This is a genomic window from Bacteroides sp. A1C1, assembly GCF_004328515.1.
In the GTDB taxonomy this organism is placed as follows: domain Bacteria; phylum Bacteroidota; class Bacteroidia; order Bacteroidales; family Bacteroidaceae; genus Bacteroides; species Bacteroides uniformis.
In genome coordinates this window covers 3,946,218-3,959,173 of the sequence record NZ_CP036491.1, presented here as the reverse complement: position 1 = coordinate 3,959,173, position 12,956 = coordinate 3,946,218, and the positions used below count along the sequence as shown (strand labels likewise).

12 protein-coding genes are annotated in these 12,956 nt (G+C 50.4%); 6 read left to right on the top strand and 6 right to left on the bottom strand.

The window, feature by feature from the left end:
- Position 1 precedes the first annotated feature (1 nt).
- Both EYA81_RS16400 and lipB read right to left on the bottom strand, forming a co-directional pair.
- The gene (locus EYA81_RS16400) at positions 2 to 598 is read right to left on the bottom strand and encodes an ACP phosphodiesterase (RefSeq protein WP_117951922.1); all 597 of its coding nucleotides are present in this window, start codon (positions 596 to 598) and stop codon (positions 2 to 4) included.
- On the bottom strand, positions 595 to 1,266 hold the full coding sequence (lipB, locus tag EYA81_RS16395; protein WP_370293456.1) for a lipoyl(octanoyl) transferase LipB: 672 nt from the start codon (positions 1,264 to 1,266) through the stop codon (positions 595 to 597). The genes EYA81_RS16400 and lipB overlap by 4 nt, the downstream gene beginning before the upstream one ends.
- A 111-nt stretch (positions 1,267 to 1,377) precedes the next feature.
- On the opposite strand from lipB, the gene EYA81_RS16390 reads away from it, so the two are divergent.
- On the top strand, positions 1,378 to 2,211 hold the full coding sequence (locus tag EYA81_RS16390; protein WP_005828170.1) for a helix-turn-helix domain-containing protein: 834 nt from the start codon (positions 1,378 to 1,380) through the stop codon (positions 2,209 to 2,211).
- Positions 2,212 to 2,222: 11 nt separating this feature from the next.
- On the opposite strand, the gene EYA81_RS16385 is transcribed toward EYA81_RS16390, so the two are convergent.
- From EYA81_RS16385 to EYA81_RS16370, 4 genes are all read right to left on the bottom strand, one after another.
- Entirely contained in the window at positions 2,223 to 3,917 is a 1,695-nt protein-coding gene (locus EYA81_RS16385; protein WP_117951916.1) for a heavy metal translocating P-type ATPase, read from the bottom strand.
- 70 nt (positions 3,918 to 3,987) lie between these two features.
- Positions 3,988 to 4,299 (bottom strand): heavy-metal-associated domain-containing protein, encoded by a 312-nt coding sequence (locus EYA81_RS16380; RefSeq protein WP_117951913.1) that lies wholly within the window; start codon positions 4,297 to 4,299, stop codon positions 3,988 to 3,990.
- 28 nt (positions 4,300 to 4,327) lie between these two features.
- Entirely contained in the window at positions 4,328 to 6,544 is a 2,217-nt protein-coding gene (locus tag EYA81_RS16375) for a TonB-dependent receptor domain-containing protein (protein ID WP_117951910.1), read from the bottom strand.
- Between the two features lie 83 nt (positions 6,545 to 6,627).
- Positions 6,628 to 7,026, bottom strand: coding sequence for a hypothetical protein (locus tag EYA81_RS16370; protein WP_117951907.1), 399 nt, complete (start codon positions 7,024 to 7,026; stop codon positions 6,628 to 6,630).
- 138 nt (positions 7,027 to 7,164) lie between these two features.
- Here EYA81_RS16370 and EYA81_RS16365 point away from each other — a divergent pair, with 138 nt between their 5' ends.
- From EYA81_RS16365 to EYA81_RS16345, 5 genes are read left to right on the top strand one after another with little or no spacing between them, the layout of a single operon-like run.
- Complete coding sequence (locus EYA81_RS16365) at positions 7,165 to 8,031, top strand: DUF3298 and DUF4163 domain-containing protein (protein WP_117600571.1); 867 nt, start codon at positions 7,165 to 7,167, stop codon at positions 8,029 to 8,031.
- A gap of 37 nt (positions 8,032 to 8,068) precedes the next feature.
- Positions 8,069 to 8,689, top strand: coding sequence for a 16S rRNA (guanine(527)-N(7))-methyltransferase RsmG (gene rsmG, locus EYA81_RS16360; protein ID WP_117600572.1), 621 nt, complete (start codon positions 8,069 to 8,071; stop codon positions 8,687 to 8,689).
- A gap of 35 nt (positions 8,690 to 8,724) precedes the next feature.
- Positions 8,725 to 9,363 (top strand): MBL fold metallo-hydrolase, encoded by a 639-nt coding sequence (locus tag EYA81_RS16355; RefSeq protein WP_117600573.1) that lies wholly within the window; start codon positions 8,725 to 8,727, stop codon positions 9,361 to 9,363.
- 31 nt (positions 9,364 to 9,394) lie between these two features.
- Positions 9,395 to 12,244 (top strand): aminomethyl-transferring glycine dehydrogenase, encoded by a 2,850-nt coding sequence (gene gcvP / locus EYA81_RS16350; protein WP_117951904.1) that lies wholly within the window; start codon positions 9,395 to 9,397, stop codon positions 12,242 to 12,244.
- Positions 12,223 to 12,906: a hemolysin III family protein gene (locus EYA81_RS16345; protein WP_117600575.1), complete on the top strand. Its 684-nt coding sequence runs from the start codon at positions 12,223 to 12,225 to the stop codon at positions 12,904 to 12,906. Before gcvP ends, EYA81_RS16345 begins: the two co-directional genes overlap by 22 nt.
- Positions 12,907 to 12,956 lie beyond the last annotated feature (50 nt).

Genomic DNA, 12,956 nt, shown 5'->3' with positions numbered 1-12,956 from the left:
CTTAAAATTGTGACTTATAATTATGCCGGTATTCAGCGCAAAACCTCTGCAATTCAATAAAAAATGGCTGGAACACAGCAAACAGTTCCTCATCGTGCTCTTCAAGGTATCGAATTGCCTTATCTACGGATATATCAATATGATGATATTCCACCATGATGTTCAAAGACTCTCTTATTCCGTTCAGAGTGGCGTATTTCCGCAAACGGTCGGTCAGGATAAAATGCCAGATAAAACGTTTGAACCGTAGCGGAAGATAGCGGTAATTGATAAGGAGGGAAAGATAAAAATTCCGGGTATACTTCCTCAAGGAGCCTCCGGAGAACGACTCGAAACGGGAAGCCAGCAAATAATCGAAACAAATATCCAGCAATACCCCCGAATACCGTCCGAATTCAGGTTGAAGCCTATGCACCACCTCGCAAACTGCCGGATGATGGTCGGTATAGTCGTCAATAGCGCGGTGAAGCTGAATACCCTTGGCTATATCCGGCGGATAATTCTTATAGGAGCTTCCCTTTACGGCATCGCCTACAAAATTGCCCAACTGTACTTTTCTGTTCGAACCGGAAAGGAATATATGTGCCAGATAGTTCATGACAAAAGATTTACCAGCTCCTTGCAAAGACGCTCCTTCACCTCCTCCATCGACACCTCGTGTCCCAGCTCTTTCTGCAAAGAAGTGACACCCTTGTCTATGAATCCGCAGGGATTGATATAGCTGAAATAACGTAAATCGGTATTCACATTCAGTGCCAATCCATGCATGGTGACAAAATGGCTGCTGCGCACGCCGATGGCACAAATCTTACGGGCACGGGGAGTATCGCCCTCCAGCCATACGCCCGTTGCCTTCTCCAGACGTCCGGCCGCGATGCCAAACGAAGCACAAACACGGATTACCGCCTCTTCCAGCAGATGCACATATTCCTTCAACCCCAAAGAAAAGTCGTCAAGGTTCAGAATAGGATAGCAGACCAACTGTCCCGGACCATGATACGTAATGTCTCCGCCACGGTCAATATGATAGAGCGTAGCCCCTATCCTGCGCAGTTGTTCTTCTCCCAGCAGCATATTCCTTTCTTTTCCGCTACGCCCCAATGTATAGGCATGGGGATGCTCGCAGAGCACAATATGATTGACATAGCACTCTCCTGCCTGCTTGGCATGTACAAGTGCGTCAAACCATTCCGTCTGCCGGCTCCATGCTCCGGCATAAGGAATCATGTTCCAATCTGATATTTCCAGTTTCATGCAAGCAAATATAGTACTTTTTTGAATTCTAAAAAGAACATTTCATTTTAAAAACAGAATGTCTTCCGTTACTTTTTTCCCGGAAAAGAATTACCTTTGTGCGAACTCTAAACGACAAAGCGTATGGAATTTCCTCAAGTCGACCTGCCAGTAGACATGATTGCATGGACTGAAGTAACGGAAGACATTCTAAACATATACAAACAGTCGTGCCGCCTGAAAGCATGCATCTTTGCACTATGCATAGAAGGTTCCATCACGGTATCCATCAACTTGATGGATACGGAAATCAAGCAAGGGGATTTTATCACCCTGCTTCCCGGAACTATCATACAGTTTTACGAACAAAAGGAAAAAGTGTGCCTGGGATTCGTGGGGTTTTCTTCCCATTGCCTCAATGGAGTCAACCTCATCCAGTCTACATTGAGCTCCTTCTCCAACATACTGGAGTATCCGGTACTGGCTGTCAACCCTACCGTCGCCTCCTACTTTAAGGACTATTTTGCCCTATGGGCACGCATCACGACCGGTCCCTATCCTCCCGATACAAAAATGGCTCAAAGCACATTGAACATGCTCCTCAGCGGCATAGACAGAATGTATTGCCACCGTCCGCAGATGCAAAAAGGGAATAAGAGCCGGAAAGAGGAAATATGCCGCGAACTGGTGCAGCTCGTCATCGAAAACTATACCCGCGAACGCCGCGCGCAATTCTATGCCGACAAACTGGGCATCTCCCTGCAACACCTCAGCACCACCGTGAGGCAGGTGACCGGCAGAAATGTATTGGACATCATCGCCCACGTCGTCATCGTAGACGTGAAAGCCAAGCTGAAATCAACCAATATGACCATTCAGGAGATTGCCTATTCCCTAAACTTCCCCAGTGCTTCTTTCTTTGGAAAATACTTCAAGAGGCACATGGGCATGAGTCCGCTGGAGTATAGGAACAGCTGAGAATACAGCCGTCAGAACCTGGAACTCAGACGAAGGCTGCTCAAAGCCACGGATACACAGGAAAGAGCCATGGCAGCACCTGCCAGCGCAGGACTCAGCAGGATGTCATAGACGGGATAGAGTACTCCGGCTGCGACAAAGATACCCACTGTATTATAGATGAAAGCCCAGAACAGATTCCGGTACATGAGGCTCACAGTCTGGCGAGACAACCGGAAAACTTTGGGCAACAGCAGCAGGTCTGAAGTCCTGAGAGTAATCATGGCGGTGTCCATCAACGTATCGGTCCCCTTTCCCATGGCAATGCTTACATCAGCACAGCTCAAGGCTTGCGCATCGTTCACGCCATCACCTACCATGGCGACCGTTTTACCCTGAAGCTGCAGCTTATGGATGAAATCCTCTTTGTCATCGGGCATGGCATCGGCCACAAAACGCATGATACCCAAACTGCCGGCCACGGAAGAAGCTGTACGCTCACCGTCTCCCGTAAGCATGCATATCTCGATGTCCTGGATACGCAGTTCCCGGATAGCTTCCATAGAAGTCACCCGCAACTGGTCCTTGATGGCAATAACGGCAAGTAAATCGTTCTCACGCCCAAAGTAGACAATACTGTTTCCATCCGATTCATATTGTGTCAGCATATCGGCCAGGATATCCGACAAATTGGCTTGATAATCTTTCAGCAGTTTATGGCTTCCTACCCAATATTCCGCACCCTGATAGGCCACTCTGACACCTTTTCCGGTAATGTTTTCAAAACCGTCCAGGTGGGCAGGGATAACCTGCTCCTCCCCTTCCAGGGCCGTAACGATTGCTTCTGCCAGAGGATGGTCCGAAGTAGACTCGGCAGCAAGCAGTACATCTTTATAATGCTCCTCCTGCCCTTGCGCCCACAGCCAGCCTATTACCGTAGGATGTCCTTCTGTCAGGGTCCCGGTCTTGTCGAATACCACCACATCCACATTGCGCATCTGCTCTAAAGCGGAAGTGTCCCTAATTAGGATATGATTGCGGGCAGCTTTATTGAGGCCCGCCGCCAAAGCTACTGGAGTGGCCAGCCCTACCACACACGGACAAGCCACCACCAATACGGACAAAGCGGCAAACAGACCGTGTGACACTACATCTATGCCTCCGAAGAACACCCATATAAAAAAGGTCAGCAGGGAAATGATGAGAATGACCGGGACAAAAAGCTCGGCAACACGGTCGTCAATGCGTTGCTTCTCCGGCAGTACGCGGGCTGCGTTATGCTGCCAGCCTCCCAACCGGCAGATAGCCGCCGACACAGTTCTCCGGGCACGTTCCTCCATAAACTCGCCAGTCAGGGAAAAGGCGATGATGACGGCGGCAACCCCATAATAGACATGCGGTTCCAGCCCGATGCCCAGCCAATAATCCGGAAAGAAAGTATTGAACACACTGAACAAAAAAGCCACAGAGGTGGTAAGTGCCACCAGACGGTCTATATTGTTGCGGCCCGACCGGGTTCCCTTCCAGGCACCGGAATAAAAAGGAAAGCCGAAAAACAGCAGTACCGGAATTGCCAGTACCATCTGTATTTCACGGGTATAGGGTATATGCACAAAGACTGTAGAAAACAGTATCAGCACGATGGCAAAAAGCCATGCGCCGACGACACGCAATTCCGTGCTGTGCATATCCAGCACGGGATGCGCCTTAGTAATTATATTGCTCATTCGATTTATTTTTTAGATGATTGTTGTTCCGCTTTAATAAAGCAACAACCGGAATGAGCAGTTTGTTCAATTACTTCTTATCGTCCTGCTTGGTTTCCTTGACAAACTCCGCTTCATAATGGAACTTTTGGAAACCTTTTTTCAACTTTTCCACATTGGTCTTGTCGGCATCATACGTGATGGTTACCGTCTTTGTCTTCAAGTCTGTGTGGAAGTCCTTCAGTCCCTTCTCAAAACGGATGTTATTGTTTATCTTCCTTACACAGTTCTCACACTTCATCTGTGCCACCTTGAACATGGCTGTACGGATGTCTTTTGCCATTGCGGCAGATGCCCAGAAGAGTACAACTGCCAAAGTCATTAAAAATCTTCTTGTTTTCATTGTTTCGCTATTGATTTAATAAATAATATTATATTCTCGGCAAGTTAAAACGGACACCTACATAGGCTTTTGCTCCATGCATCGGTCCCCACACCATCGTAGCATCAAAGTTGCTTCCCCAGGGATCGGAGGCATCGATGATAGGATTCTTCTGTTTGAAGTTTGTCAGATTCTCGCCACCGATGTATATAGACCAGCGACGGAAATAGCGCGTCACCTGTGCGCTCAACTGCTCGAAGCCGCCATAGCGCCTTTCCCACGACCAATTGCCGTCTGTCAGTTCGTATGGAGCCGGCATGCGCCCGCCACCGTTCAGTTGCAAAGTTACATCAAACTGCCACAATCCCAAAGGTGTCTGATAAGAAGCCGTCAGCAAACCTTTATATTTGCTGGTAAGGGGTTTCTCCATCAGTTCTCCGTTGTAATTCGTCTTGGCATCCGTCCAACGGTAAGCCGCGGTAAAGGTGAAACCCGGGAAGAACGGATAGCTTGCCTCCACCTGCACTACCTGCGAATAGGAACGGCCGTGAAGGTTGTAAAACAGAACGGCATGCGGGTCCGTATCCATGTCTACCACCACCTGCTTGCTGAAATCCGTGTAATAGTATTCCGCATTCAGGTTCAAGGTTTTGCCGAACAAGGGAATATAGGCGGAAGTGCTTGCGCCATAGTTCCAGGCCTCATCCTGGTCAAGACGTTTGGCGATGTCTATCCGGCGGCTACTTGCCAGCAGGTAGTTATTCTCGGCCAGCACATGGTTCGTGCGGTATCCTTTTCCTGCCGAAAGACGGAAATGTACATACTCGTTGGGATTGTACTTCACATGGAAACGCGGGGTGACGAAATAGCCGTACTCGTTGCTATGGTCGCCGCGGATGCCACCCATCAGCACCAGTTTATCGTCCCAGTTGTAGGTGTACTGCACGTAGGCGCCGGGGACGGCTTCTTTGGTGAATTTCTTCGTCAAAGGCTGTGCGGCGTCATTGTCCAGGCGGTAGCGCTGGTCATAGGAGTCATAGTTGAAGCTCAGTCCGGCAGAAAGGCTTTGACGCTTGGTCAGTTCCGTCTCGAACAACAAGGAGGCATAAGCATTGTGCTGGTCTACGTCGTAGATTTTCCGTCCGTACAAGGCATCCTGCTTATGCAGGGAGCCAGAGAGGATCAATGCCAGGTTAGTGTTCTTCTCCTTGTTGAATATATAGGCGTTCTTGGTGAAAGCTTCGTAGCGGTCGGTGCCTATACTTATCTTATAAGGGTCTGTCAGAGGCATTTTGCCATGACCGACTTGTCCGCTGTTGCGGTCTTCCGTAAGCACTTTGATGCCTGCTTGGAAAACGTAGCGGTCGCCCATGTATGCCCAGCGGTTCCAGAGGTTGTACTGCTCCACGCGGGGGATGTCGGCAAAGCCGTCGTCGTTGCTGTCGTGAGCTTTGGTCTCATTCTCGTAATGTGCCAGCAAAGAGGTGCTCCAGCGTTTGGAGAGTTTCACCGTGGCATCGGCATTGGCTTCATAACGGTTGGTGCTGCTGGCAAAAAGGTTGGCCGAAAACCAGTCCGCTTCGGGCAACTGGGGTTTCTTGAATTCCACATTGATTTGTCCCGTGATGGCCTCATAGCCGTTCTTCACGGACGAACTGCCCTTGCTCACCTGAATGCTCTGCATCCACGGCCCAGGGACATAGCCCAAGCCGTAGGGGGCAGCAGAGCCGCGGTAGTTGGGGACATTCTCCGTCATCATCTGCACATACGTACCGGACAAGCCCAGAAGCTTGATTTGCTTGGCACCGGTGGCGGCGTCAGAGTAAGTGACGTCCACCGAAGGATTGGTCACAAAACTTTCTCCCAGGTTACAGCAGGCGGCACGGCTCAGCTCGGCGCTGCTTATCATATCTTCGTTCATCACACTGTTGCGCAACTTCATGGTGCCCAACTTACGGCTGACCACATTCACCTCGCTCAGTTCCACCCCTTCGCGCAAGACAATGTCGAGCGTCTCATTGCGGTTACTGACGTGTATCGTATCATTCTCAAAACCGATAAAGCTGACTACAAGCATATGCTTGTCATTGGGTTTGGACAAGGAGAAGGTACCGTCTGCCGAAGTGGTGGTTCCTTGAGTGGTTCCCTGCCAGAAGAGGTTGGCACCCGCAATCGGGTCGCCCAAATTATCCTTTACCATTCCCTTTACCTGCGCCTGCAAGGGGATGAAAGAGAACAGAAGGATGGCTATCAAACTATATTTCATTTCTGTTTTATACTTAAAGAAGTGATTAAAAAACAAACAATTCCCTCCGGACAATTCATGTCATTGCCCCGTATAAAACAACACTAAATGAGAAACGTGGAATAGAGCGCCAGATAATGACGCGAGCCGACGACATATGGCGGTGCCCCGAAATGCACTTCCGGAGTACAGGCCACTTGCGGCAAGGAGTAATCAAACAACGGCAGTTGCTCACAAAACAGTGTAAGGGATGGCACGAACGAAGCAGACTCGTGTGCATGTTTCACGAAATCCACCTTGTAGTAGACGGCTGTACAACCGGTATCCTTGCACGTTTTTTGTGAACCACGATGTGCATGATGGCATTTGGAACAGCCGGAGGTGCAACAACTTTGTGTCGTCTCGCATCCGGCACAGCAATACTGAACTACAGAAATCCCCACTCCGCTTATAATGATAAGAGAGGAAAAGAGTACAGCCAGTATGTAACGGAGTTCCTTCATAAGCGCTGCAAAGATAGAAAGTTTTAACCGTTTGCCGGAATTAATTTTTCCTTTTTTATGCCTGCAGTTCGTTAATAAGTTCTATATTTGTCGATAAAGTTTTTTGATTGATATGTTGATTTATAAACGAAACTCAATATGAAAAAGCAAACTGTCAGCCTACTTGTCCTTCTGCTTGCGGCAAGCGGCTTTTTCTTTTCCTGCGGTAACACCGTGAACAAAAACGCATACGCGTTGGAGTTCGACAGTATACAAGTAAACGAAACCGTACATCTCTTCGGAGACACAGCCAAGCCGGCCTGCAACCTCATCCTCAACGTTGCCTACGCCAGCCAGTCATCCGACGTAAGGCTGAAAGACAGTCTGAACACCTTCTTCCTATCTGCCTGCTTCGGCGACAAGTACATGGCGATGACACCCGAAGAAGCTGTCAAGAAATATACGGAGAAATATGTCGGCGACTACCGCAATGACCTGGAGCCGATGTACAAGAAAGACGAGGAGGACAAACAGGACGAGCAGAGCATAGGAGCCTGGTATTCCTATTATAAAGGAATCGAAAGCCATGTGCAGTTGTGCAATACCTTAATACTGACCTACCGTATAGATTACAACGAATATACCGGCGGCGCACACGGCATCTATATGTCCACCTTCCTCAACCTCGACCTAAAGACCCTAAGCCCCATCCACCTAGGCGACCTCTTTGAAGGCGACTATAAGGAAGCGCTGACCGACTTGCTTTGGAAACAGCTGATGGCAGACAACAACGTCAGCACCCGCCAAGAGCTGGAGGACATGGGCTACGCCACCACCGGTGACCTGGAGCCTATCGAGAATTTCTATCTGGACCCAACGGGAATCACCTTCTATTATAATGTATATGAAATTGCCCCATACGTAATGGGAGCAACCAAAATCACGTTGTCTTATGAGGACATAACCCATCTGATGAACAGCGAATTCGTCACCTTGAGCAATACGATAAAAGCAGGCGACCAATAGGAACCGTAATCAATTGTCTATCAACATAAAATTCACAATGGATTTAATACTCAAATATTTCCCGGACCTGACGGAAGAACAGAAACGGCAGTTTGCCGCCCTCTACGACCTCTACATGGACTGGAATTCTAAGATTAATGTCATTTCACGCAAAGATATAGAGAACTTGTACGAACACCATGTGCTGCATTCTCTGGGCATAGCCAAGGTAATCCGCTTCAGACCGGGGACACAGATTATGGACCTCGGCACGGGAGGAGGCTTTCCGGGAATCCCGCTTGCCATCCTTTTCCCCGAAGTGCAGTTCCATCTGGTGGACAGCATCGGAAAGAAAGTACGCGTAGCCTCCGAAATAGCCAACAGCATCGGGCTGAAAAACGCCACCTTCCGTCATGCCCGTGCAGAAGAGGAAAAAGGGAAGTTCGACTTTGTGGTGAGCCGTGCCGTGATGCCGCTGACAGACCTGCTGAAGATTATCCGTAAGAACATCTCCCCAAAACAGCAGAACGCATTGCCCAACGGACTGATTTGCCTCAAGGGGGGCGAATTGGGGAACGAAACCATGCCCGTCAAGAACAAGACCACGTTGTGGGACCTGAAGGAGTTCTTTGAAGAGGAGTTCTTCGAGACAAAAAAAGTAGTGTACGTAGGGTGTTGAGAGATAGTTGAGGTTTAGAAATCTAAATACATAATATGAAAATAAAGAGATTCGAATTTAATATGTTCCCGGAGAACTGTTATGTGCTTTGGGACGAAACCAATGAAGCGGTCGTCATTGACCCGGGCTGCTTTTATGAGGAAGAAAAGCAGGCCTTGAAAAACTTCATTACCAAGAATGGGCTGAATGTGAAACATCTGCTGAATACCCATCTGCATCTGGACCATATCTTCGGCAATCCTTTCATGCTGAAAGAGTTCGGTCTGAAGGCCGAAGCCAACCAGGCCGATGAGTTCTGGATTGACGAAGCGCCGAAACAAAGCCGCATGTTCGGCTTCCAGCTGCAGGAAGCCCCCGTGCCCCTGGGCACTTATCTGCACGACGGAGACATCATCACCTTCGGCAATACGAAACTGGAAGCCATCCATGTACCGGGACACTCGCCGGGCAGTCTGGTGTATTATTGCGCGGCAGACCACTGCATGTTCTCGGGGGATGTGTTGTTTCAAGGCAGCATCGGCCGTGCCGACCTCACCGGTGGCAACTTCGACGAACTGATAGAACATATTTGCAGCCGTCTGTTCATCCTGCCCAACGACACGATTGTCTATCCCGGACACGGAGCGCCGACTACCATAGGAATAGAGAAAGCGGAGAATCCGTTCTTCCGGTAAATATACAGCAAACTTTTAAATCATTACAGCCATGAAAAACGACCTATTGGCCTACCGCCACATCGGCATCAGCGAAAAAGACGAGGAGAAGATGCTCCAAAAAATAGGAGTGAAAAGCCTGGACGAGCTGATTGATAAAACCATTCCTGCCAACATCCGCTTGAAAGAACCGCTGGCTCTGCCCAAGACAATGACAGAGTACGAGTTCGGACAACATATTGCAGGGTTGGCTGCCAAAAACAAACTTTATACAACCTATATCGGTATGGGATGGTACAACACCATCACTCCTGCCGTTATCCAACGGAACGTATTCGAGAACCCCGTTTGGTACACTTCCTATACCCCCTATCAGACCGAAGTCTCACAAGGACGCCTGGAAGCCCTGATGAACTTCCAGACTGCCGTATGCGACCTCACCGGCATGCCCCTTGCCAACTGCTCCCTGCTGGACGAAGCGACTGCCGCAGCCGAAGCCGTGACGATGATGTATGCCCTGCGTCCGCGCGACATGCAGAAATCGGGCGCCAACGTGGTATTTGTAGACGAAGCCGTCTTCCCGCAGACACTGGCAGTAATGACTACCCGCGCCATTCCGCAAGGTATCGAGCTGCGTATAGGAAAATACCATGAAATGGAATTCACGCCGGACATCTTCGCCTGCGTACTGCAATATCCCAACGCCGCCGGCAACGTGGAAGATTATCGCGCCTTCGTGGAAAAAGCCCATGCAGCCAACTGCAAAGTGGCCGTTGCCGCCGACATTCTGAGCCTCGCCCTGCTCACCCCTCCGGGAGAATGGGGAGCTGACATCGTCTTCGGAACCACACAACGGCTCGGTACACCGATGTTCTACGGCGGGCCGTCGGCAGCCTACTTTGCCACCCGCGACGAGTACAAGCGCAATATGCCGGGACGCATCATCGGCTGGTCGAAAGACAAATACGGCAAGTTGTGCTACCGCATGGCGCTGCAAACCCGCGAGCAACACATCAAGCGTGAAAAGGCGACTTCCAACATCTGTACCGCGCAGGCACTGCTGGCTACAATGGCAGGCTTCTATGCCGTATATCATGGTCCGGAAGGCATCCGCACCATTGCAGAACGCATCCACAGCATTGCCGTATTTCTGGAAGAAAGTATCAACAGACTGGGGTACAAGCAGGTCAATGCACAATATTTCGACACGCTCCGCTTTGCACTGCCCGACACCATTTCGGCACAGCAGATACGTACCATCGCCTTGAGCAAGGAAGTGAACCTGCGTTATTTCAAGAATGGGGACGTAGGTATGAGCATCGATGAGACTACGGACATCACTGCCGTCAACGTACTGCTCTCCATCTTTGCCATTGCCGCCGGAAGGGATTGGGAAAAGGCAAGCGACGTACCCATGGCAAGCAGCATCAGCGCGGAGATGAAACGCCAAAGCGCCTATCTGACACACGAAGTATTCAACAAATACCATACGGAAACGGAGATGATGCGCTATATCAAGCGTCTCGACCGCAAGGACATCTCACTGGCACACTCCATGATTTCCCTCGGCTCGTGCACCATGAAGCTGAACGCTGCCGCAGAGATGCTTCCGCTCAGCCGCCCGGAATTCATGAACATGCATCCCCTGGTGCCCGAAGACCAGGCCGAAGGTTACCGCGAACTGATAAGCAACCTCAGTGAAGAACTGAAGATAATTACCGGCTTTGCCGGCGTCAGCCTGCAACCCAACTCCGGTGCGGCAGGCGAATATGCCGGACTCCGCGTCATCCGCGCCTATCTGGAAAGCATCGGGCAAGGACACCGCAATAAGGTGCTGATACCGGCATCCGCACACGGCACCAACCCGGCTTCTGCCATCCAGGCAGGCTTTACCACTGTGACCTGCGCCTGCGACGCACAAGGCAATGTGGATATGGCCGACTTGCGTGCCAAAGCGGAAGAAAACAAGGATGACCTCGCCGCCCTGATGATTACCTACCCTTCCACACACGGTATCTTTGAAACGGAAATTGTGGAAATCTGCCACATCATACATGCCTGCGGTGCGCAGGTATATATGGACGGCGCCAATATGAATGCCCAAGTAGGCTTGACGAATCCCGGCTTTATCGGTGCGGACGTCTGCCACTTGAATCTGCACAAAACGTTCGCCTCTCCTCACGGCGGCGGCGGACCGGGCGTAGGCCCCATCTGCGTGGCAGAGCATCTGGTTCCGTTCCTTCCGGGACACAAATTGTTCGGCAATGCAGCCAACCAGGTGTCCGGAGCTCCCTTCGGCAGCGCAGGTATCCTGCCCATCACTTACGGCTACATCCGCATGATGGGAACGGAAGGACTGACGCGTGCCACGAAGATAGCTATCCTCAGCGCCAACTACCTGGCAGCCAGCCTCAAGGATACGTACGGCATTGTTTATCGCGGTGCTACCGGCTTCGTAGGACACGAAATGATATTGGAATGCCGCAAGGTGCACGAAGAGACGGGCATCAGTGAAAACGACATCGCCAAACGTCTGATGGACTACGGCTATCATGCCCCCACCCTCTCCTTCCCGGTACACGGCACACTGATGATTGAACCGACGGAAAGCGAAAGCCTTGCCGAACTGGACAACTTTGTCCACGTGATGCTGACCATTTGGGACGAGATTCAAGAGGTAAAGAACGGCGAAGCCGACAAGACGGACAACGTGCTGGTGAATGCCCCACATCCCGAATACGAAGTGGTAGCCGACACGTGGGAGCACAGCTATACCCGCCAAAAGGCAGCCTACCCGATAGAAAGCGTGCGCGAAAACAAGTTCTGGGTGAACGTGGCACGTGTAGACAACACGTTGGGAGACCGTAAACTGTTGCCCACATGCTATGGATGCTTCGACTGATGAAAAGAAAGCGTAACGGACTATTTTATAGTAAAAAAGAAGAAACCATCAATTCCATCTCCCATGGCATCGGCATTGCCATGGGAGTAATTGTAAGTACACTATTCCTGATAAAATGCTACCAAGCACAGAATCTTTGGGCAGCATTCGGTGTATGGCTCTATCTGTTCGGTATGGGCGGCTCCTATCTTGCCTCCACACTCTACCACTCCCTGAAACATCATAATCCGTGGAAACGACGCTTGCGGCATTGGGACCATGCAGCCATCTATTGGCACATTGCAGGCAGTTATTCCCCCATCACACTCATTGCATTGAGAGAGGACGGCGGTTGGGGCTGGGGACTTTTCGGCTTCGTCTGGCTATGCGCCATCATCGGCACTGTTGTCAGCTTCCGCAAGATGGAGGAGCACAGTTACGTGGAAACAGTATGCTACATCCTGATGGGGCTGTCCGTACTGGTAGTATTCAAGCAGCTTTTCGCCCTCTCCCCCACAGCCTGCTACTGGATTATTGCCGAGGGGGTATGCTACATCACGGGAGCCGCCTTCTACTCCTTGCGCAAAGCACGGTACATGCATTCGGTTTTCCATTTCTTTGTATTGGGCGGTTCAGCCTGCCACATGGTGGCTGTATGGGACATACTGGTGAAGATGCTGTAAGCAAACGGCAAGCGCACAACCGCTAAAAGAAGTTAATAAGTATCTCTCCC